Origin of the sequence: Pseudomonas putida (genome assembly GCF_050990305.1) — a bacterium.
Classification (GTDB): domain Bacteria; phylum Pseudomonadota; class Gammaproteobacteria; order Pseudomonadales; family Pseudomonadaceae; genus Aquipseudomonas; species Aquipseudomonas putida_AH.
Window position 1 is genome coordinate 981,261 of sequence record NZ_CP158817.1, and the last position, 22,123, is coordinate 1,003,383.

Below are 22,123 nucleotides of genomic sequence, written 5' to 3' on the forward strand. Positions count from 1 at the left end.
GATCCGACAGGGCTGACTAGACTCGATAGTCATTGGAAACACTCCATAATAAAAACCAGAGGTTCCGAGTCGTGAGCGTAGCCCCCGTTCAATCGCCACACAGTGTCAAAGACCTTGTCAGCGCCGCCGAATGGCAAACCCGTGTCGACCTCGCCGCGTGTTATCGCCTTGTCGCCCAACATGGTTGGGATGATCTGATTTTCACCCACATTTCCGCCAAGGTGCCGGGCACCGAAGACTTCCTGATCAACCCTTTTGGGTTGATGTTTCATGAGATCACCGCGTCGAGCCTGGTCAAGGTCGATCAGGCTGGCAACAAGCTGATGGACAGCCCCTACGAGATCAACCCGGCCGGGTACACCATCCACAGCGCAGTGCATGAAGTTCGACACGATGTCGTCTGCGTACTGCACACCCACACCGCGTCCGGCGTAGCGGTGTCGGCGCAGAAACAGGGCGTTTTGCCGATCAGCCAGCAGTCGCTGTTCGTCCTGTCGAGCCTCTCGTACCACGCTTATGAAGGGGTTGCGCTCAACCACGAGGAAAAGGTACGGCTGCAAGCCGACCTGGGGGAAAACAATTTCCTGATGCTGCACAACCACGGTCTGCTGACTTGCGGCGGCACCATCGCCGACACCTTCCTGATGATGTTCATCTTCCAGCGTGCCTGCGATATCCAGGTCATGGCGCAGAACGGTGGCGCGGAGCTGATCGCCATTGAGCCGCAGATACTGGCGGGCGCCAAAGCCATGATCGCCGGCGTGACCAAAAGTGCTCAAGGCATGGGTGGGGCGTTGGCCTGGCCAGCGTTGCTGCGCAAACTCGATAAACTGGACCCGGGATACAAACTCTAATGGCACTTGCCGAGATTCCCCTGTCGGTCTGGCGCAAGCGCGGCCAGACATTCGTGTTTCGTGACCAGACCATCCGTTATTGGGCGGCGGGGCAGGGTGAGCCTCTGCTGCTGATTCATGGCTTCCCAAGCGCCAGTTGGGATTGGCACTACCTGTGGCAGCCACTGAGCCAGCGCTATCGGGTCATCGCCTGCGACATGCTCGGCTTCGGCGACTCGGCCAAACCTGTGAACCATGAGTACAGCCTGCTGGAACAGGCCGATCTGCAACAGGCGCTGTTAGAGCACTTGAAGGTCGAGCAACCGGTGCACGTGCTGGCCCACGACTATGGCGACAGTGTGGCCCAGGAACTGCTGGCCCGGCACTACGAAGCACACATCAACGTCGCTAGCTGTGTGTTTCTCAATGGCGGGTTGTTTCCGGAAACCCATCGCCCTGTCCTGATGCAAAAACTGCTGCTCAGCCCTTTGGGCTGGATGATCGGCCGTGCGTTCAGCCGTGACGGGTTGGTGAAAAGTTTTCGCCAAATATTTGGCCCAAAAACGCGCCCCACTGAAAGCGAGATGGATGATTTCTGGAGCCTGATCGAAAGCAATCACGGCCCGCGGATCATGCACAAATTGATCACCTACATTCCCGAGCGGCGAGCGCAACGCGAGCGTTGGGTCGGCGCGATGCAGCGCGGCCAGGTGCCGCTGCGGGTGATCGATGGCGAGGTTGATCCGATCTCGGGGGCGCACATGGTGGCACGTTATCGGGAGCTGGTTCCCGATCCCGATGTAGTGTTGCTGAACGACATCGGCCACTACCCGCAGATCGAGGCACCGTGCCAGGTGCTCAAGCATTATCTGGCCTTTCGCGAGCGGCTGATGTTGCCGCCGTTGAAGGTGGCGTGTTCCTGAAAAGATCGCAGCCTTCGGCAACTCCTACATGGATTTGCATTTCTACTGTAGGAGCTGCCGAAGGCTGCGATCTTTTAAATACCTCCCAATCACAAAATCATCATCCCCCTGCCTTATCACACGCTATTCAGCCTCCCCGTTGTTCATTGTGACCCGCCGCGCCGTACCTGAAACTCCAAGGCAATGTCCCTGGCCTGCTGGAGTTCCCCATGAATGAGTCTGTGCGTTTCGAAGATAAAGTCGTGATCATCACCGGTGCAGGTGGCGGCCTGGGACGGGCGCACGCACTGCTGTTCGCCAAGCAGGGTGCGAAAGTGCTGGTCAACGACCTCGGTGGTTCGACCCAGGGCGAAGGCGCCAACGCGTCGGCGGCGGATCGTGTGGTGGCGGAAATTCGCGAGGCCGGCGGCACCGCCGTGGCCAACCACGACTCGGTCACCGACGGCGACAAGCTTGTTCAACATGCCATGGACGCCTTCGGTCGCGTCGATGTAGTGGTCAACAACGCCGGCATCCTGCGGGACAAGACCTTCCACAAAATGGAAGATGCCGATTGGGACCTGGTCTACCGCGTCCACGTCGAAGGCGCCTACAAAGTAACCCGCGCCGCCTGGCCGCACATGCGCGAGCAAAACTACGGTCGGGTGATCTTCACCGCATCCACCTCGGGCATCTACGGCAACTTCGGCCAGTCCAACTACGGCATGGCCAAGCTCGGTCTCTACGGCCTGACCCGCACCCTGGCCCTGGAAGGTCGCAAGAACAACATCCTGGTCAACGCCATCGCCCCCACCGGCGGCACCCGCATGACCGAAGGGCTGATCCCGCCACAAGTGTTCGAACAACTCAAACCGGAACTGGTCAGCCCACTGGTGGTGTACCTGGCCAGTGAAAACTGCCAGGACACCTCTGGCCTGTTCGAAGTCGGCGGCGGATGGATGGGCAAGGTGCGCTGGGAGCGCAGCCTTGGTGTCGGCTTCGACCCAAGGGCCGGGTTCTCACCGGAAGACGTGGCGGCGAATTGGTCGCAGATTTGTGATTTCGAAGGGGCGGCGCATCCGAAGGACAACATTGAAGCGCTGAAGGAAATGATGGGGAATTTGCAGAAGTATTCGTTGTAAAGAGAATCAAAAAGAAGGGGAGCAAGCGTGAATGCTTGCTCCCCTTTTTAGTGCTTCTATTATTCGGCTTTGAAACCTGGTTTGCCGTTAGCGGCTCGCCAGGACTTAATCACTTTTAATACCCCTTCTGGGCTATCTTCAACTCCTTCCTCTGGGTAGTACAAAATATCTGTTCCGTTTGGGTGTTCCGAAGTGGAGACAATATTGTCGACTATCGCGTCGTGTTCTTCCTCTGAAGAAATACCGCCTTGGAATAACCTATTGATAAGAGCTGCATACTCGGACTCTGTATATTCTTCAAGCTTGTTTTTAAGGTCCATGTTTACTCTCCCTTAATGGAGTGAGTTTCGATGTGTTTCTTAGGTGTCAGTATCCGAAGATTGTCAAGGTCGTAAACTGAGCCGCCTTCACTTATTGGCATGACGTGGTGAATTTCATACTTTTTCCGACTGCCTACTTGCTCTGAAAGAGGAGCGCTTGGCGACCATCCATCTCTTATGTCAATTTTATTCAGCTGGGTGAACTGCTCAATAAGGCCTTGCTCAGTTGCTACTGCCCTCCAAAATGCTCTACGGAACGCTTTGAAACTCGAAAACTCTCTTCCGCTGAGTTTATCCGCAATCTGCGCAGGAATCGGTGCGCCTTCCGGTGTTGAGGCAGACCTCTTCCAATTTCCAGATGCTGACTGTCCTGCACCGCTGGCAACGCCGGGCTCGTTCCGCCGATCCCTGAACATCACATACTGAGGCGGAATCCCCGACTCGATCGGGAATACGTAGATCTCACCTCCGAAGCTGTACAGATCCAGCTCCGGGTTTGGATCTAGCCTGCCTTCAAGTGGGGTTGCGGTAGCGCCGGTGTAGGGGGCAACGTCAGGTTGTGCCACAGGAAGCGCTGTTGACGCGTTGCCCGGGCTGACAATGGGCGTCCATGTCATGCCGGGGGACTGGGCGTTCGGTCTCTCGGTCCTGTAGACGTTCAGAACTGGATCGTAAGTGGCAAGAAGCACCGGGACTTTGCCGGACACTGTAGTGCCGTTTGTCGCAACGACGGAAAATTCTGTTTTGTTATCCACAGTCCGGGAGCCGATAGCGACCGGCAGATCGATCTCCCCGTTGGTCTGGGCAATGGTGCGCAGCTGGTCGCCGTCATAGGTCGTGAGGTCCGAGAGCGGGACGCTCAAGGCGTACGGTTCCTTGTTATCCCGTAAGGCGTGGTACACCAGCGCGGCGACACCGACAACGATGGCTGCGCCAGACGCTGTCCCAACGGCGGCGGCCAGCGCTGTGATTGCCGAGGCTGCGGCTGTTCGCAGGGCGGTTCTGATCGCCAGGGTGGTTGCGGTCTCAAGGGCCAGCGTTCCCGCTCCAACGGCAAACACTGGACCATTTGCCGCCGCCGCTTCCGATACAGAAAACGGACGAACACCAATGCCGGTGTTCAGCGGGTCCATCGCCTCACGGAGCGCTTGTTCCTCCGCTTGCCGTTGCATCTCAAGGCGCAACTGCTCGGCTTGCCGTTGAACCTCGGCCTCGGCTTCGAGGCGTGCCCGTTCGGCGGCGATGTATTGTGCCGCTGCTTCAGCGGCAAGCCGGGCCTGCTCGGCAGCTGCTCGTTCGGCTTCTGCCAACGCTGCTAATCGTGCCTGCTCTTGAACATGGGCGAGTGCTTCAGCTTCCGCCCTGATGCGCGCCTGTTCAGCGGCGACGCGTTGTGCTTCCTGTTCCACTGCCAGTCGCGCTTGTTCAGCCGCCTGCAAGACATTCAGGGTCTGCTCCAGATTGGCAGCTCGCTGATTAAGCGACTGTAAGGTTTGCAGCAGTAATCGGCTTTCGATGGCAGCCCTGAGTGATTGATTCAATGCCTGCATGGCAATGCCATTCGGCCCCGGCCACTTTTCCATCTTTGTGGCCTTTAACATGAACTCGTTAACATGCCGGTTAAATGGATCCCCTCCATAAAACGAGTTGGCAATCGATGCTTGATGATGGTGTTGGGCGGATTTTCGTTGCCATAGTGTATGTAATGCACCCAGCTCGCGGACGATTGACTGCGCCGGTGTTATTGCGTTGTTGGGGCTTTCCAATCTAACTGCAGTCAAATCCGTCTCAATGGTTTGAGGTAGTTGACCGAGTCTTATCTGATATTCCTGCTCAAGCTCCCTGCTTGTGCGCTGGATGAATGTTCTATTTTCATTGTAAGTCCCTCCTTGCCATCCAGATGGTCCTCCGGGGATACCATTTGATCCTCGCTGGGGTGAAATAAGATGGTCAGGTGCACCACCGGTTATTTCGACACCTGTTTCAAATTCAATAAAGCCAGGTCTCTTCTCTTTTAGCTTTATACCTGTTGGAGGTTTTTGCATTTTCATATCCTTTTGAGTTGGCACGTCGTTGGAGGCGAGTTTTTGTTGTCATGCGTGAACAGATAGTCGTTCCGTCGTGCCAATTAAAGTTACAGCGATATGGAAAGTAATGGGTCTGAGAGAGATGCGGGAATTTACGTAGGATGTTGAGAGATGTTTCGATGAGGCTGAAATAAAGGCGAGATAATCTTCTGCGTAAGAAGATATTTCTTATGTGATTACAGGAAACTACTTGTAGGGCTTGTGTTAAACGCCAAGTTGAAACCGACAGCTGCTACAAACCAGTCGCCCATAAAAAAGGCCGCTGCAAACGCAGCGGCCAAAGCAAGACGTTGGATCCAGGAGCTACAAATCAACGTCGGTGTACACAGGGCGATGACTCGAAAGATTCGAATCATCTGAAATCTGTCGCGAGCGGCGCGGGGCAAACCTGCGCTGTCGCTTCGTGCTTCCAAGTTGGTTCCCGTGAAAGCCCGGCAAGAATAAGTCTTTGCCGGCAAAGGAAAAACAGCGATTCCAGACATGCACTGTTACGGGGTGCGCAACAGTCGAATGCGCTGTAGGCTCTTTCACTGTAGCAGCTGACTGTAGGAGCTGCCGCAGGCTGCGATCTTTTGATCTTGCCCTTAAAAGATCGCAGCCTCGTTGCACTCGTCAGCTCCTACAAGGAAATGCTGTGTAGGAGCTGCCGTAGGCTGCGATCTTTTGATCTTGCCTTTAAAAGATCGCAGTCTCGTTGCACTCGTCAGCTCCTACAAGGAAATGCTGTGTAGGAGCTGCCGCAGGCTGCGATCTTTTGATCTTGCCCTTAAAAGATCGCAGACTCGTTGCACTCGTCAGCTCCTACACAGCTCCTACACAGCGCCCGAGCAGATCAGGTGTTTATCGCCCCCATGCGTTCTGCTGATGGCTCGCCATCGAGGTCATCCATGCCTCGCGCAAAAGCCCTGTTCAGGGGCCCAGTCATCCTTTAGAGGTACACCGCGAATACCTCCTTGGTGCGCTTATCGACCCCCACCGGCGGCAGTAGGGTGAGGCCTTCTGTCACTCACCGGGGAAGACGCATGACAAAAACAACAATGCGCGCCATCTTCACACCGCAGGCGCTGGCGGCTGCGGTTGCCTTGGGCTGCTGTGCCCAGGCGCAGGCGGTTTCATTCAACATTGGGGAAATCGAGGGCACGTTCGATTCGTCGCTGTCGGTGGGCGCAAGCTGGGGCATGCGTGATGCGGATAAGTCGCTGGTGGGTATCCCCAATGGCGGCAGTGGTCAGGCGTCGACCGGTGACGACGGGCGCTTGAACTTCAAGAAAGGCGAAACCTTCTCAAAAATCTTCAAGGGTATTCACGACCTTGAACTGAAGTATGGCGACACCGGTGTGTTTGTCCGTGGCAAGTACTGGTACGACTTCGAATTGAAGGACGAAGATCGAGAGTTCAAGCCGATCAGCGATCACAATCGCAAGGAGGGCGCGAAGTCCTCCGGTGGAGAAATCCTCGATGCGTTTGTCTACCACAACTACTCCCTTGGTGAACTGCCAGGCACGGTGCGTGCGGGCAAGCAGGTAGTCAGTTGGGGTGAAAGTACCTTCATCGGTAACTCGATCAACAGCATCAACCCGGTCGACGTCTCCGCGTTCCGCCGTCCCGGTGCCGAGATCAAGGAAGGCCTGATTCCGGTCAATATGCTGTTTGCGTCCCAGGGCCTGACGGACAAATTGACGGTCGAAGGTTTCTATCAACTGGAGTGGGACCAGACCGTTGTCGACAACTGCGGCACCTTCTTCGGCAACGATGTGGTGGCCGACGGTTGCAACAAGAACTACACCGTCGCCAGCCCGGCCATTGCGCCGCTGCAACCGGTAGCCGCGGCCTTTGGCCAGGGCTTCGAGGTCACTCGCGAAGGCGTGGTCGTACCGCGCGGTCAGGACCGTGATGCCCGGGATTCGGGGCAGTGGGGCACCGCGCTGCGCTGGCTGGGGGATGACACCGAGTACGGTCTGTACTTCATGAATTACCACAGCCGCACACCTAACGTCGGAACGACGACGGCCGGGCTCTCCACGTTGGCGAGCATTCCGGGGATTGTCACCGCGGCCAACCGTATCGCGCCCGGCAGTGGTTCGGGCCTGGCGCAAAGCGTGATGCTCGGTCGTGGCCAGTACTTCCTTGAGTACCCGGAAGACATTCGCCTCTACGGCGCCAGTTTTTCCACCACATTGCCCACCGGTACGGCATGGACCGGGGAGATCAGCTATCGCCCCAACGCACCGGTGCAGGTCAACACCAACGACCTGACCCTGGCGATGCTCAATCCGATCGCTGGCGGCGCGGCATCGCCTATCGCGACCACGCCGGGCGCTGACAACAAAGGCTATCGGCGCAAGGAAGTGACGCAGGTCCAGAGCACCCTGACTCACTTCATCGACCAGGTCGCGGGCGCGGATCGCTTGACGCTGGTGGGCGAGGCGGCGGTGGTGCATGTGGGCGGTCTGGAGCCTCGCAGCAAACTGCGTTATGGCCGCGACTCGGTGTACGGCCAGTATGGATTCGGCGGTGATACCGACGGTTTCGTGACCTCGACCTCCTGGGGTTATCGCGCCCGGGCGATCCTCGATTACAACAACGTGATCGCCGGGATCAACTTCAGGCCCAACCTGTCGTGGTCTCACGACGTCTCCGGTTACGGCCCCAACGGATTGTTCAACGAAGGCGCCAAGGCCGTCAGCCTCGGTGTCGATGCCGACTATCGCAACACCTACACCGCAAGCCTCAGTTACACCGATTTCTTCGGTGGTGACTACAACACGCTCGAAGACCGTGACTTCGTGGCGTTGAGCTTTGGCGTGAACTTCTGATCTGTCTCAAAAGGATGATTTCCATGCGCAAGATGATTCTGCAGTGCGGCGTCCTGGCCCTCGGTCTGCTGGCCGCCAACGTGATGGCGGCGGTGTCACCGGAGGAAGCGAACAAGCTTGGCACCAGCCTCACCCCGCTGGGTGCCGAGAAGGCCGGTAACGCCGACGGTTCGATTCCGCCGTGGACCGGTGGTATCCCGAAAAACGCTGGTGCGGTGGACAGCAAGGGGTTCCTGGCCGATCCGTTCGCCAATGAAAAACCGCTGTTCATCATCACGGCGGCGACGGTCGACAAGTACAAGGACAAGCTCTCCGACGGGCAGGTCGCAATGTTCAAGCGCTACCCCGAGACTTATAAAATCCCGGTATATCCAACGCACCGCACCGCCGCGCTGCCACCGGAAATCTACGAGTCGGCCAAGCGCAGTGCACTGAACGTGACCCCGATCAATGACGGCAACGGCCTGGCCAATTTCACCGGCAATCGCTACTACGCCTTCCCGATTCCGAAGAACGGGGTCGAGGTGATCTGGAACCACATCACCCGATATCACGGCGGCAATTTGCGGCGCACCATCACCCAGGCTACGCCGCAGTCCAACGGCGACTTCACCGTCATCCGCTTCAAGGACGAAGTGGCCGTCCCCTCGCTGTTGGGGGACTTGAAACCTGGCAGCGATGACAACGTGCTCAACTATTTCAAGCAGGAAGTGACGGCGCCGGCGCGGTTGGCGGGTAACGTACTGCTGGTTCACGAGACCCTCGATCAGGTCCAGGAGCCGCGCAAGGCCTGGATCTATAACGCTGGTCAGCGGCGTGTGCGGCGGGCACCGCAAGTGGCCTATGACGGTGTGGGTACTTCGTCCGACGGTCTGCGGACCACCGACAACTTCGACATGTTTTCCGGTGCGCCGGATCGCTACGACTGGAAGCTGATCGGCAAGAAGGAAATGTACATTCCGTACAACAGTTACAAGCTCGACTCGCCTGACCTGAAATACACCGATGTGATCAAGGCCGGCCACATCAACCAGGACCTGACTCGTTATGAGTTGCATCGGGTCTGGGAGGTGGTCGCCACGGTCAAGCCCAACGAGCGGCACGTGTACGCCAAGCGCCACATGTACATCGACGAAGACACCTGGCAGGTGGCATTGGCCGATCACTATGACGGTCGCGGCCAGCTCTGGCGTGTGGCCGAAGGGCATGCCCAGTTCTATTACGATCATCAGGTGCCAGCCTATACGGTCGAAGCCCTGTATGACCTGATCGCCGGTCGCTACATCGCCCTGGGGATGAAGAATGAAGAGAAACGCAGCTTCGAATTCAACATCGCCGCAAAAGCCGGGGACTACACGCCAGCAGCCCTGCGGAGCACGGGAGTGAGGTAATCCTCCTACAGGCTCCTACACAAAAAGGTGACCTCCTGGTCACCTTTTTTATGGCTACAGATAAGCCTGCTGAATACTTCTTCAACAAGCGCTCCGGAGGGGGCTAGGGTGGTGCCACAACTATAAAAAGGCGCCCCACTATGACTGCCATGACGACGTGTCTGGACCGTCCTGGATTTCTGCCTCGTTTGTCTGCTCATCACCTGTCCCGCGAACGATTGGTCGAGCCGTTGCTGTCGTCCACGGCGCGGGTGAAATTACTCTGCGCACCGGCCGGCAGTGGCAAGAGTGCGCTGCTGACCGAATGCCTGTTACGCGCGCCGGCGCCTTGTCGAGTGTATTGGCTGCCATTGGCGGGCGATTCGTTGAGTGTTGCTGATTTCCGGCAGCGCTTGGCGCAAGTGCTGGAGCTGGCTTCAACGGAGGAGGCTGCATTGCTGGAGCACCTGGCCCGTTTGCAGGCGCCAACCTGGCTGTTTATCGACGATTATTGCCGCGCACCCCATCCCGAACTCGATCGTCTGCTGGACCGTTTACTGGCCGTCAGAAGCCCTGCGTTGAGTTGGTGGCTGGGCTCGCGGCGACGCCCGTCCTGCAACTGGCCGCGTTTACTGCTCGATGACGAGTTATATGAGTGCAGCGGTCCGGCGCTTGCGTTTACCGAGGCGGAAGTCGGGCAATTGCTCGGCCATGTAGAGCCCTCCCAGGCGGTCGGTTTGGCCAAACGTGTCGTACAGCGTAGCGGTGGATGGGGGGCCGCTGTGCGCATTGCATTGCTCGAAGGTTGCCCGTGGTCTGCCGGGCAGGACAGGCAGGGGCGCTCGACGACATTGCTCGACTATCTGCAGCATGAACTGTTCAACACTTTGCCACCGGAACTGGTCGAGGCCTGGCAGGTGCTGGCTCATTTGCCGCGTTTCAATGCTGGCCTCTGCGAACATCTGTTCGGTGCTGGAGAGGGTGCGCAGTGGTTGCAGACCTTGCAGGAAATGGGGTGCTTTATCGAACCCTGGGAAGATTCTACGCAATGGTTTCGTGTGTTCGTACCACTGGCCCAGGCCATGCGTGATGAACAGTGTGCAGTGGGGCGTTCCTGGCACCGGCGTGCGTGCCAGTGGTTCTGCGCCGAGGAGGACTGGCAGGGTGCATTCGAGCAGGCGTTGCTGGCTGAAGAGTTCGAGGTGGCGGTCAGTCTATTGCAGCACTTCAACTTCGAACATTTGTTCCGGCGCGAGAACGTGCGCCTGTTGCTGAACCTGCATGAGCGTCATGGTCAAGACTTGACCCTTGGTTCGCCGCAACTGGTCAGTCTGATCACGGCGGCGCTGCTGTTTGCCGGACGGTTCGAGCAGGCGGCGGTGTGCATCGAACAAATGGCGCGGTTTGTTCCGCAACCGACGGCGGCAACACAGCGGCAACTGCTCGCGCGCTGGCAGGCGCAACAGGGGTGGTTGCTGCATTTGCAGGGGCGCATGCCAGCCGCGCGCGGGCATTTCGTCGAGGCATTGGCAGCACTAACTGCAGAGGCCTGGCCGGCACGTTTGCTGTGTCTGTCCGGGTTGACTCAACAGGCGCTGCTCAACGCCGAGCTGGATGCCGCGCAGGCACTCAACCGTGAGGCGCTGTGTCTGGCGCGGGCACAAGGCTCGTTGCTGTTCGAAGGCTTGCTCGAACTCGATCACGCGCAGTTGCTTGAACACCGTGGCGCCCCCCGGCGCGCCGAGAGTCTGTTGGCCGATATTCATGAGCTGTTGAGCCGCCAGGCTGATCGCCCGACACCCTTGCTGGGGCGTATTGCATTGCGGCGCGGGCGTCTGGCGTTGTGGCAGGGGCAGGATGAATTGGCCGCCGAGTTCTTCCATAGTGGCCTTCAGGATTGCCTACACAGTCAGGACAAGCGTGCGTTGTACGGCCTTCTCGGGCAGGCCCAGGTGGCGGCCAATCAACGGGATTACGCCCACGCGTTTGATCGCTTGCGCGAGGCCGAGCGGTTGATGCAACAACGGCAGATTCCTGACACGGTTTATCGCAGTGCGCTGCTGCAAATCAGCAGCCACTTCTGGTTGCAGCAAGGTCGACCGGAGCTGGTCCAGGAAGCGCTGACTCGCGTGCTGCGCCATTACCGCGGGCCTCATGCCAGGCAGGCACCTCCGGCTACTGTGGAGCTGATTGCACGGGTCGAGTACTTGCTGATCATCGCCGAGACCCAACTGAATTTGGCTCAGGCTCCGCTGGAGCGGCTCAAGGCTTTGCTCGATCACGCGCAGCAGCATGGGTTGCTGGCGCTGGAAACCGAATTGCAGCTGGCCATCTGCGAAGTGGCTGACCTCATCGGCGATACAGATCTGGCACGCTTGACGTTACAGGCGGGGCTGGCTTTAGCGAGGCGTTGCCATCTGCAGCAGGCTATACATGAGTTGCGGTTGCGTCAGCCGACCTTGCTCGCTCGGCTGGGTGTGGACGACGAGCCTGCGGCGACTCTGGACGCCAATCCGTTGAGTGGACGAGAGTTGGAGGTGCTGGGGTTGATCGCTCAGGGTAATTCCAATCAACAGATCGCCGAGCAGTTGTTTATCTCACTGCATACGGTGAAAACCCATGCGCGGCGCATTCATAGCAAGTTAGGTGTCGAGCGTCGCACCCAAGCCGTGGCCACGGCGAAGAAGCTGGGCTTGATTGCACAGGGGTAGGGGCTGTCCCTGTAGGAGCAGAGCTTGCTCGCGATGGCGTCGTTACAGCCAACAATGCGTCATCTGATTCACCGCCATCGCGAGCAAGCTCTGCTCCTACAGGGGGCAGGCGTCAGGCTCATACCCCATCCGCCAACTGACCGCGCGAGTGGCGGCCAGCAAGCGTTGGGCGGCGGGGCCGTTTTCATCGGCATGAAACAGCGAGGTTGGGCCAACCACCGTCAATACCGCCACGACATTGCCCATCGCGTTGAAGACCGGTGCCGACAAGGCATCCACGCCGGGCATCAGCAAGCCATGCACATGGTGCAGGCCTCGTGTACGGATCTGTTCGCACAGGTCGGCATAAGCTTGATCGTCCGTCAGCGCGTGGCCGGTTTGAGCCTGCAGTTCCTGCTCTCGTAGATCGACGGTTTCGCGCTTGGGTAGATACGCACCAAACACCAGTCCGGTCGAAGAGCTGAGCAATGGCAACACCGAACCCAACTGAGTCACCACCGTGACCGCTCGCACTGCCGGTTCGATGTGGACCACGGTCGCCCCCTGATTGCCCCACACCGCCAAAAAGCAGGTTTCGTTCAGGTCGTCGCGTAACTCGGCCAAGGGCAGGGCGGCGACTTTCAGCACGTCCATACTGTTGAGTGCCGCCAATCCCACGCGCAAGGCTTCGCGGCCCAGCCCGTAATGGTTGGTCGCCGGATTCTGTTCGGCAAAGCCGCTGGCGATCAGCGCCTGCAAATAGCGGTGAACCTTGCTGGCCGGCATCTGCACGTGTTCGGCCAGGCGCGAGAGTGAGGTCGATGGCGACAACTCGGCCAACGCCTTGAGGATGTCGGTACCCACCTCGGCGGAGCGGACTTTCTGTTTGCCATTGCTGTCGCTAGCGGGCTTTTCCATGGTGGCGCCGTCTTTCAAGGGATGAGTTCCGGGGATGAATGGGCGTCTTTATAGCTTGACGGTCAATGCCAATCAAATTACGTTATTCGTAATTGAATTACGATAAAAACAATTCCGGCGTGCCAGGACCTCGTCTATAGAGCGACAGGCCACGGCCAACGCCCTGTTCAGGAGGCTCCATGAACCTCGATTCAACGGCACCGGCACTGGCTTATCAGTCAGGCTTCGGTAATGAATTCAGCAGTGAGGCATTGCCCGGCGCATTGCCGGTCGGTCAGAACTCCCCGCAAAAAGCCCCTTACGGTCTCTACACCGAACTGTTTTCCGGCACCGCGTTCACCATGGCTCGCAGCGAAGCGCGGCGGACCTGGATGTATCGCATCCAGCCGTCGGCCAATCACCCGGCCTTCGTCAAGCTTGATCGGCAACTGGCCGGCGGTCCCTTGGGTGAAGTGACCCCCAACCGCCTGCGCTGGAATGCGCTGGACATTCCCTGCGAGCCGACGGATTTCATCGACGGCCTGGTGAGCATGGCCGCCAACGCCGGTGCGGAAAAACCTTCCGGGATCAGCATCCATCAATACCGTGCGAACCGTTCCATGGAACGGGTGTTCTTCAATGCCGACGGCGAAATGCTGTTGGTGCCGCAACTGGGTCGTCTGCGTATTGCCACCGAACTGGGCGTGCTGGAAGTGGAGCCGCTTGAAATCGTGGTACTGCCACGGGGCCTGAAATTCCGTGTCGAACTGCTCGACCCTCAAGCCCGCGGTTACATCGCCGAGAACCATGGCGCGCCCCTGCGCCTGCCGGATCTGGGGCCGATTGGCAGTAACGGCCTGGCCAACCCTCGGGATTTCCTGACCCCGGTTGCCCATTACGAACACCTCGCGCAACCGACGACCCTGGTGCAGAAATTCCTCGGCCAGTTGTGGGCCACCGAGCTTGATCATTCGCCGCTCAACGTGGTGGCCTGGCATGGCAATAACGTGCCGTACAAATATGATCTGCGCCGTTTCAACACCATCGGCACCGTCAGCTTCGATCACCCGGACCCGTCGATTTTCACGGTGTTGACGTCGCCAACCAGCGTCCACGGCCTGGCCAACCTCGACTTCGTGATCTTCCCGCCACGCTGGATGGTTGCCGAGAACACCTTCCGTCCACCGTGGTTCCACCGCAACCTGATGAACGAATTCATGGGCCTGATCCAGGGCGAGTACGACGCCAAGGCCGAAGGCTTCGTCCCAGGTGGCGCCTCGTTGCACAGCTGCATGAGTGCCCACGGACCCGACGGCGAAACTTGCACCAAGGCGATCAACGCCGATCTCAAGCCTGCGAAAATCGACAACACCATGGCCTTCATGTTCGAGACCAGCCAGGTGCTGCGCCCGAGCCGTTTCGCCCTCGATTGCCCGCAATTGCAAACCAACTACGACGCTTGCTGGGCCACGCTGCCCGCCACTTTCGACCCGACCCGGAGATAACCCATGACGCAGACATCCATCACTCGCAGCTGGGTTGCATCCGCCAACGGCCATGCTGATTTCCCGCTGCAAAACCTGCCGCTGGGCGTGTTCAGCGTGAAGGGCTCGGCACCACGCAGCGGCGTGGCCATCGGTGAACATATCTTCGACCTGGAGGCCGCCCTCGACGCCGGCCTGTTCGACGGTGCGGCGAAAACCGCCGTTGAAGCCACCCGTGGCGGTCAGCTCAATGCCTTCTTCGAATTGGGCCGCCAAGCGCGTGTTGCCTTGCGCGAACGCCTGCTGGAGTTGTTGAGCGAAGGCAGCACCCTGCACGGCAAGATCGAAGCCCAAGGCGCAAAACTGCTGCCACTGGCGGCGGATTGCCAAATGCACCTGCCAGCGAAAATCAACGACTACACCGATTTCTACGTCGGCATCGAGCATGCGCAGAACGTCGGCAAACTGTTCCGTCCAGACAACCCATTGCTGCCGAACTACAAATACGTGCCCATCGGCTACCACGGCCGCGCCTCGACGATTCGTCCGTCCGGTACCGACGTACGCCGCCCGAAAGGCCAGACCTTGCCGGCCGGCCAGACCGAGCCGACCTTCGGTCCCTGCGCGCGCCTGGACTACGAATTGGAACTGGGTATCTGGATTGGCCGGGGCAATGACATGGGCGACTCGATTGCCATTGCTGATGCCGCCGACCACATCGCCGGTTTCTGTCTGCTCAACGACTGGTCGGCGCGAGACATCCAGGCCTGGGAATACCAACCGCTGGGGCCGTTCCTGTCGAAGAGCTTCATCACCAGCATTTCCCCGTGGGTGGTGACCGCCGAAGCGCTGGAGCCGTTCCGCCGAGCCCAGCCTGCGCGCCCGGAAGGTGACCCGCAGCCGTTGCCGTACCTGTTCGACAAACGCGATCAGGCCGCCGGTGCCTTCGACATCGAACTGGAAGTGTTGCTGCTGACCGAAGCCATGCGCGAGCAGAACCTGCCGGCTCATCGCCTGACGCTGAGCAATTCGAAACACATGTACTGGACCGTGGCGCAAATGGTCGCGCACCACAGCGTCAATGGCTGCCAGTTGCAGGCCGGTGACCTGTTCGGTTCGGGCACGCTGTCGGGGCCGGAAAACGGTCAGTTCGGCAGCCTGCTGGAAATCACCGAGGGCGGTAAGAAGCCGATCGAACTGGCCTCGGGTGAAGTGCGCAAGTTCCTTGAAGACGGCGATGAAATCATCCTGCGTGGCCGTTGCAGTCGCGAGGGTTTTGCCTCCATCGGTTTCGGCGAGTGCCGCGGCAAAGTGTTGCCGGCGCGCTAAGGGGAATGGGTCATGGAACTCTATACCTACTACCGTTCGACCTCGTCCTATCGAGTGCGCATCGCGCTGGCGTTGAAGGGGCTGGATTACCAGGCGCAGCCGATCAACCTGATCGCACCGCAAGGTGGCGAGCATCGCCAGCCGACGTACCTGAGCATCAACCCGCAAGGTCGAGTGCCGGCCTTGCGTACCGATGAAGGCGAACTGCTGATTCAGTCACCGGCGATCATCGAGTACCTGGAAGAACGTTATCCACAGGTGCCGCTGCTGTCCAAGGACCTCGCTGCCCGTGCCCATGAGCGTGGTGTGGCGGCGGTCATCGGTTGCGATGTGCATCCGTTGCACAACGTCAGCGTGCTCAACCGACTGCGTCAGTTGGGTCACGATGAAACGCAGGTAGTCGAATGGATCGGCCACTGGATCGGTCAGGGGCTGGCGACGGTGGAGCAACTGATCGGTGATGACGGCTACTGCTTCGGGCCGCAGCCAGGCTTGGCGGATGTGTACCTGATTCCACAGCTGTACGCGGCTGAACGTTTCAACATATCCCTTGAGGCCTACCCTCGGATTCGTCGAGTCGCGGCGTTGGCGGCTACGCATCCGGCGTTCATCAAGGCGCATCCGGCTAACCAGCCGGACACTCCATAAAAGCGAGATCAAAAGATCGCAGCCTTCGGCAGCTCCTACTGGATGTACGTCATTCCAATGTAGGAGCTGCCGAAGGCTGCGATCTTTTTCTATTAATGAACAATGGCATTGGGCGGCAAATGCCCCAGCCGTTCTGTCAGGCGAATCCGCTGGATCGGGTCATCGCTGAGCAGCAGAGCATGCTCCAGGTCGAAGCGTTCGGCGTTGGGGCAATCGAGCCGTTGGTAGAGGCTGGCGCGGGCCAGGTAGTCGGCGGCGGTACCGTTGCCCAGCTCCAGGACGCGCTCGGCGTCGACCAGGGCGCCGATGTAGTCATCGTTGGACAGGTGCAACTGGCGCAGGTTACGCGACAGGCGTTGCAGCATTTGCACAGGCTCGGCGGTCACCAGGTGTTCAGCACTGAGCTTCATGTTCGGGCCGTACTGGCGTTGCAGCAGTTCCCGGCAATCGTTGGGGTAGAGGCGACGACCGCCGCACGGATCGAGCAGGTGGTCGGCACCCGGGACGCGTAATAGAAAATGGCCGGGGAAGTTGACCCCGACCAAGGGGATTTCCAGGCCTGCGGCCAACTCCAGTGCAATCAGGGCCAAGGCCAGGGGTTGTCCGCGTCGACGCTCGAGCACTCGATTGAGCAGCGCCACCTGTGGGCGCAACGGGGTGAAGTCGTCCTGGGCGAACCCCAGATCATTCATGCGCCGCAGCAAGGGTTGCGCCAGTTCACTCACCGGCAACATCGGCAGGCTGCCGCTGATTCGCTGTTGCAGCGCCTTGAAGTTTTCCAGCGACGCCTCGGGGTTCACCTCGCGGTCATGTTCGGCGGCAATCCACAGCCCCGCCTCGAACAGGGCGGGCGGCGAACGTTGCAGGCAGGTGAAAAACAATTGGCGCGGGGTCATCAAAATCTCCGGTCAATGCCTCGTTTTAGCCCCGTCTCTGTCATTCGTCCAGTGCTGCACGGGGGTAGGACGGGTTATTTCCGAATACCTGAATGGCCGCTGCGCTTATTCCGGTGCGCTTCAGCAATTTTTGGGCGCAAGCCTATACTGGCGACTACAAGAAGTGATTCGGGAGCCTTACGATGTTCGCTCTCATGCAAAGCACTCGCCTTGAATCGCTGCATCTGAGCGTCGACCCGGCCACCGGGTTGAAGGCGGTCATTGCCATTCATAACAGTCGCCTGGGGCCAGCCCTGGGCGGTTGTCGTTACCTCGCCTACCCCAGCGACGAGTCCGCGGTCGAGGATGCCGTGCGCCTTGCCCAAGGCATGAGTTACAAGGCTGCACTGGCCGGCCTGGCCCAGGGCGGTGGCGTGGCGGTCATTGTCCGCCCGGCTCATGTGGCCAATCGCGGTGCGCTGTTCGAAGCCTTCGGGCGCTGCATAGAGCAACTCGACGGGCGCTACATCACCGCCATCGACAGCGGCACTTCCGTGGCGGACATGGATTGCATCGCTCAACAGACTCAACACGTCACCAGCACTACCTCAGCGGGCGACCCTGCTCCCCATGCGGCGATGGGCGTATTCACCGGCATTCGTGCCACCGCCATGGCGCGGTTGGGCAGCGACAATCTCGAAGGCCTGCGCGTGGCCATTCAAGGCCTGGGAAATGTGGGCTATGCCCTGGCGGAACAGTTGCATGCCGCCGGCGCCGAACTGCTGGTCAGCGACATCGATCACGGCAAGGTGCAACTGGCGATGGAGCAACTCGGTGCTCACCCGATTGCCAATGACGCACTGCTCAGCACACCGTGCGATATTCTGGCCCCGTGTGGCCTGGGAGGCGTGCTCAACAGTCACAGCGTGACGCAATTGCGCTGTTCGGCGGTGGCGGGTTCGGCGAACAACCAGCTGACTCACCTGGACGTCGCCGATCAGTTGGAGCGGCGCGGCATTCTGTATGCACCGGATTATGTGATCAATGCTGGCGGGCTGATCTACGTTTCCCTCAAGCACCGTGGTGAACAGTTGACGACCATCACTGCGCACCTGTCGAAAATCAGCTCGCGATTGACTGAGGTGTTTGCCCACGCCCAGGCGGAAAAACGTTCGCCGGCGCGGGTGGCAGATGAGCTCGCGGAAAAGGTTCTGTATCGGTAGAAGATTAAAAGATCGCAGCCTTCGGCAGCTCCTACATGAGATTGCGTTTTCTGTAGGAGCTGCCGAAGGCTGCGATCTTTTGATTTTTGCCATGAAAAAGGCCCTGAGCCATTCGACTCAGGGCCTATTCAATTCGGCTGTTACTTATTTTGCTGCTTTGGCGGCCTTGGCTGGCTTGGCCGCAGGAGCAGGCTCGGCGGCCACTTCTTCAACAGGTGCTGGCACCGATTGCGGGGCTTCCACAGGCGCTGCAAGCAATTCGGACAGGGCGTCCGGTTGACTCTTGAACGCCTTGGCGAACACATCGCGATTTTTCGCCATGTAGATCCCGGCTTCTTCCACTTGCTGTTCAGTCAGGGACGGAACGGCTTTTTGCAACACCTCAGCCAGCAACTCGGCCAGCTCGAGCATTTTGTCATGACGGTCAGCTTCGGCTTTATCCATGAACAAGCGCTCCAGATCTCGGCTGCTGCGGTATACCACTTCGACGGCCATTCACCACCTCACATGCCTTCACATTGGGTTGTCTGATTCGACTACTGTATTTATATACAGCGAAAAGGATAAGCGAATCGCTGGAGTTTGGGTAGTGGCTTTTTAATGTAGTCCGATTTTGAGGATTGTCATTCGCGGGCAAGCCTCGCTCCTACGGACCGCATGCCCCTGTAGGCGCGAGGCTTGCCCGCGAAGGCGTCTTTGTGGCCACTACCGAAGTGCCTAATCTCACGTGGCCATCATCTCACCTGTAAACCACTGGCCTTGTTTCTGCATGCAGAACAACCGTCACGTCCAACCTGCATTATCCGGTCGAACCGACCTAAGGAAGCATCATCGTGAAAATCAACTGGGCCGAAAATCTGCGGCAGAACGTGCACCAGCTGGCGGAGTCCCTGGGCAATCTGTTCGTCGAGACCTTTCACTACATGGCACTGTTCGCCATCGGTGCCGTGACCGCATGGGCGGCGGTGATGGAGTTTCTCGGGATGATCGAACAGGGTCACATCAAGATCGATGACATCTTGCTGCTGTTCATCTACCTGGAACTGGGCGCAATGGTCGGGATTTACTTCAAGACCAATCACATGCCGGTGCGTTTCCTGATCTACGTGGCGATCACCGCGCTGACCCGCCTATTGATTTCCAACGTGTCGCACCACAATCCACCGGACTTGGGGATCATTTATCTGTGTGGCGGGATTCTGCTGCTGGCGTTCGCGATCCTGGTGGTGCGTTACGCTTCGTCGCAATTTCCTTCGGTGAAAATTGAAAACCCGCAACGCAAGACCGGTGCGGGTTCCAGCGAACATCCAGAAGTAGAGAAAGGCGAAATTTAAAACCGCATGGCGGGGCGGTGACGGCCCTTGGCCGTCGGCGGCGGCAGGTTGCGCGTGCCGCCGTCGGTCATGGATTCAAGGATGGCCACCGCGCTGTGGCCCTGTTCGATGGCAATGCCGAACTGAATGCTTTGCACCAGGCGTTTGAGACGCGCGGGGTCATTACGTTGTTCGGCGCTGATCATGCGCTTGGCGACGACCCGACCGCTGTTGGACAGGGTCAGCATGATGCTGCCATCGAGCCCCTGAATGCTCAGGTTGATTTGATAATCCGCTGCGAAAGCGTCGGTAATGAGCTGAAAAGGGTTGTCCATGATGCGTCACCGCCTGATTGAACGTGCAGTTGTTGACCAGTCGTGATCGGGATAAGTTCGCAACACCAGACCATCGGCCTCCCTGGCCAAGACAATCCGCTTTTTGTAGGAGCTGCCGCAGGCTGCGATCTTTTGATCTTCGGCGTCTTCAGAAACGCCAGGAGTCAAAAGATCGCAGCCTGCGGCAGCTCCTACACAGGACATAGCAAGGGGCATGCCGGAAAGATTGTCAGACAATCCGCCCCCCTTGTAGGAGCGAGCTCTGCTCGCGATGGACGTGAACGATGACGCTTGAAACCAGATGCCCCGAGGCGCTCTTGAGTTTTTCGCGAGCGAGCTCGCTCCTACAGGAGTGCCCGTTTCAGGGCAAGAAGTCTCCACGTGCCACTAAAGCGATCAACATTCCACCCAACTCACCGCCAAGCCACCGCGTGACGTTTCCTTGTACTTGTCGTGCATGTCGGCACCGGTATCGCGCATGGTGCGGATCACCCGATCCAGGGAAATGAAGTGCTTGCCATCACCGCGCAGGGCCATTTGCGTGGCGTTGATCGCCTTCACCGCGGCAATGGCGTTGCGCTCGATACACGGTACTTGCACCAGTCCTCCTACCGGATCGCAGGTCAGTCCGAGATTGTGTTCCAGGCCGATTTCCGCAGCGTTTTCCAGTTGCTCTGGCGTTGCGCCCAATACCTCGGCCAGGCCGGCAGCGGCCATGGCACAGGCCGAGCCGACTTCGCCCTGGCAACCGACTTCGGCACCGGAAATCGAAGCGTTTTTCTTGCAGAGAATGCCAACAGCCGCCGCCCCCAAAAAGAACGCGACCACATCATCGTCCGACGCCTCGGAATTGAATTTCATGTAGTAGTGCAGCACTGCCGGAATGATCCCGGCCGCACCGTTGGTCGGGGCGGTGACCATGCGACCGCCGGCGGCGTTTTCTTCGTTCACTGCCAGGGCGTACAGGTTGACCCACTCCATGGCCGACAGGGTCGAGGTGATGACGTTCGGCTTGCCGATTTCCAACAGGTTGCGGTGCAATTTCGCCGCGCGACGCGGAACATTCAGACCGCCGGGCAGGATGCCTTCGTGGTGTAGACCCTGCTCGACGCACTCGCGCATCACCGACCAGATGTGCAGCAGGCCCTGACGTATATCTTCGTCACTGCGCCAGGCCCGTTCGTTGGCCATCATCAGCTCCGAAACCCGCAAACCGTGTTGATTGCACAGTTGCAGCAATTCCACAGCGCTGGAGAAATCGTACGGCAACACCACGTCGCTGGCGGGCGCGATGCCCGACTCGGCTTCGGCCGCTTCGATAATGAAACCGCCGCCGATGGAGTAATAGGTTTGCTCGAACAGCTCGCCGGTTTCGCCGAAAGCTGTCAGAGACATGGCGTTGGGGTGGTAGGGCAGGCTCTCATCGAGTAGCAGGAGGTCGCGGGACCAGACGAAGGGAATCGTTATCTGCCCGGCGAGGGGCAATTCGCCGGTTTCGCGCAGGGTGTGGATTCGACTATCAATGGTGGTGGGGTCGATACGGTCAGGCCATTCGCCCATCAGCCCCATGACACAGGCGCGGTCGGTGGCATGGCCGACGCCGGTCGCCGACAGGGAGCCATAGAGTCGGATTTCTACCCGCCGCACGTCGGGTAAATGTCCCTTGTCGACCAGTGCCTGGGCGAAAGTCGCTGCTGCACGCATGGGGCCGACGGTATGGGAACTGGACGGACCGATGCCCACTTTGAAAAGATCGAAAACACTGATAGCCATGCTAAAGCCTATGCCTGCAATGGAAGATGAATCGCTGCCATTTTTGTAGGACAAGCGCACTTTCAGCGATACTGCCAACCTCGGTC

At 58.9% G+C, this 22,123-nt stretch carries 18 protein-coding genes and 1 pseudogene; 11 read left to right on the forward strand and 8 right to left on the reverse strand.

Annotated features, from left to right (window positions below; genetic code table 11):
- The first annotated feature begins 71 nt into the window (after positions 1-71).
- The 3 genes from ABTV22_RS04425 (at position 72) to ABTV22_RS04435 (ending at position 2,877) form a co-directional block, all read left to right on the forward strand.
- Positions 72-854, forward strand: coding sequence for a class II aldolase/adducin family protein (locus ABTV22_RS04425; protein ID WP_433738731.1), 783 nt, complete (start codon positions 72-74; stop codon positions 852-854).
- Positions 854-1,756: an alpha/beta fold hydrolase gene (locus ABTV22_RS04430; protein ID WP_433738732.1), complete on the forward strand. Its 903-nt coding sequence runs from the start codon at positions 854-856 to the stop codon at positions 1,754-1,756. The genes ABTV22_RS04425 and ABTV22_RS04430 overlap by 1 nt, the downstream gene beginning before the upstream one ends.
- Positions 1,757-1,965: 209 nt before the next feature.
- Entirely contained in the window at positions 1,966-2,877 is a 912-nt protein-coding gene (locus tag ABTV22_RS04435) for an SDR family oxidoreductase (protein WP_433738733.1), read from the forward strand.
- Positions 2,878-2,936: 59 nt separating this feature from the next.
- Here ABTV22_RS04435 and ABTV22_RS04440 read toward each other — a convergent pair whose 3' ends face one another.
- Both ABTV22_RS04440 and ABTV22_RS04445 read right to left on the reverse strand, forming a co-directional pair.
- Entirely contained in the window at positions 2,937-3,197 is a 261-nt protein-coding gene (locus tag ABTV22_RS04440; RefSeq protein WP_433738734.1) for a bacteriocin immunity protein, read from the reverse strand.
- 2 nt (positions 3,198-3,199) lie between these two features.
- On the reverse strand, positions 3,200-5,242 hold the full coding sequence (locus ABTV22_RS04445; protein WP_433738735.1) for an S-type pyocin domain-containing protein: 2,043 nt from the start codon (positions 5,240-5,242) through the stop codon (positions 3,200-3,202).
- A 1,064-nt stretch (positions 5,243-6,306) separates the two neighbouring features.
- Here ABTV22_RS04445 and ABTV22_RS04450 point away from each other — a divergent pair.
- The 3 genes from ABTV22_RS04450 (at position 6,307) to ABTV22_RS04460 (ending at position 12,181) form a co-directional block, all read left to right on the forward strand.
- Positions 6,307-8,100, forward strand: a complete 1,794-nt coding sequence (locus tag ABTV22_RS04450) for a DUF1302 domain-containing protein (protein ID WP_433738736.1) — start codon at positions 6,307-6,309, stop codon at positions 8,098-8,100.
- A gap of 23 nt (positions 8,101-8,123) precedes the next feature.
- Positions 8,124-9,491: a DUF1329 domain-containing protein gene (locus tag ABTV22_RS04455; protein ID WP_433738737.1), complete on the forward strand. Its 1,368-nt coding sequence runs from the start codon at positions 8,124-8,126 to the stop codon at positions 9,489-9,491.
- Between the two features lie 140 nt (positions 9,492-9,631).
- A complete protein-coding gene (locus tag ABTV22_RS04460; protein WP_433738738.1) occupies positions 9,632-12,181 on the forward strand; it encodes a LuxR C-terminal-related transcriptional regulator in 2,550 nt (849 codons plus the stop codon).
- 96 nt (positions 12,182-12,277) lie between these two features.
- Here the strand turns inward: ABTV22_RS04460 and ABTV22_RS04465 are convergent, their stop codons facing one another.
- Positions 12,278-13,078, reverse strand: coding sequence for an IclR family transcriptional regulator (locus ABTV22_RS04465; protein WP_433738739.1), 801 nt, complete (start codon positions 13,076-13,078; stop codon positions 12,278-12,280).
- Between the two features lie 179 nt (positions 13,079-13,257).
- Between ABTV22_RS04465 and hmgA the strand changes: the two genes are divergently transcribed.
- From hmgA to maiA, 3 genes are read left to right on the forward strand one after another with little or no spacing between them, the layout of a single operon-like run.
- Positions 13,258-14,562: a homogentisate 1,2-dioxygenase gene (hmgA, locus tag ABTV22_RS04470; RefSeq protein ID WP_433738740.1), complete on the forward strand. Its 1,305-nt coding sequence runs from the start codon at positions 13,258-13,260 to the stop codon at positions 14,560-14,562.
- A 3-nt stretch (positions 14,563-14,565) separates the two neighbouring features.
- Entirely contained in the window at positions 14,566-15,870 is a 1,305-nt protein-coding gene (fahA, locus tag ABTV22_RS04475; protein ID WP_433738741.1) for a fumarylacetoacetase, read from the forward strand.
- 12 nt (positions 15,871-15,882) lie between these two features.
- Entirely contained in the window at positions 15,883-16,518 is a 636-nt protein-coding gene (maiA, locus tag ABTV22_RS04480; protein WP_433738742.1) for a maleylacetoacetate isomerase, read from the forward strand.
- Positions 16,519-16,610: 92 nt separating this feature from the next.
- Here maiA and ABTV22_RS04485 read toward each other — a convergent pair whose 3' ends face one another.
- Complete coding sequence (locus ABTV22_RS04485) at positions 16,611-17,414, reverse strand: SirB1 family protein (protein ID WP_433738743.1); 804 nt, start codon at positions 17,412-17,414, stop codon at positions 16,611-16,613.
- A 182-nt stretch (positions 17,415-17,596) separates the two neighbouring features.
- Here ABTV22_RS04485 and ABTV22_RS04490 point away from each other — a divergent pair, with 182 nt between their 5' ends.
- Positions 17,597-18,616, forward strand: a complete 1,020-nt coding sequence (locus tag ABTV22_RS04490) for a Glu/Leu/Phe/Val dehydrogenase dimerization domain-containing protein (protein ID WP_433738744.1) — start codon at positions 17,597-17,599, stop codon at positions 18,614-18,616.
- 255 nt (positions 18,617-18,871) lie between these two features.
- Here the strand turns inward: ABTV22_RS04490 and ABTV22_RS04495 are convergent.
- Positions 18,872-19,111, reverse strand: a pseudogene (locus ABTV22_RS04495) (YebG family protein); the annotation flags it as partial.
- Positions 19,112-19,449: 338 nt separating this feature from the next.
- On the opposite strand from ABTV22_RS04495, the gene ABTV22_RS04500 reads away from it, so the two are divergent.
- A complete protein-coding gene (locus ABTV22_RS04500) occupies positions 19,450-19,950 on the forward strand; it encodes a phosphate-starvation-inducible protein PsiE (protein WP_433738745.1) in 501 nt (166 codons plus the stop codon).
- Here ABTV22_RS04500 and ABTV22_RS04505 read toward each other — a convergent pair.
- The 3 genes from ABTV22_RS04505 to ABTV22_RS04515 all read right to left on the reverse strand — a co-directional run bounded on the left by ABTV22_RS04505 (position 19,947) and on the right by ABTV22_RS04515 (position 22,037).
- Entirely contained in the window at positions 19,947-20,264 is a 318-nt protein-coding gene (locus ABTV22_RS04505; protein ID WP_433738746.1) for a DUF3509 domain-containing protein, read from the reverse strand. The genes ABTV22_RS04500 and ABTV22_RS04505 overlap by 4 nt on opposite strands.
- Before the next feature lie 6 nt (positions 20,265-20,270).
- Complete coding sequence (locus ABTV22_RS04510) at positions 20,271-20,501, reverse strand: hypothetical protein (protein WP_433738747.1); 231 nt, start codon at positions 20,499-20,501, stop codon at positions 20,271-20,273.
- Between the two features lie 159 nt (positions 20,502-20,660).
- Positions 20,661-22,037 carry an L-serine ammonia-lyase gene (locus ABTV22_RS04515; RefSeq protein ID WP_433738748.1) on the reverse strand — a complete coding sequence of 459 codons (1,377 nt, stop codon included), beginning with the start codon at positions 22,035-22,037 and terminating at the stop codon, positions 20,661-20,663.
- Positions 22,038-22,123 lie beyond the last annotated feature (86 nt).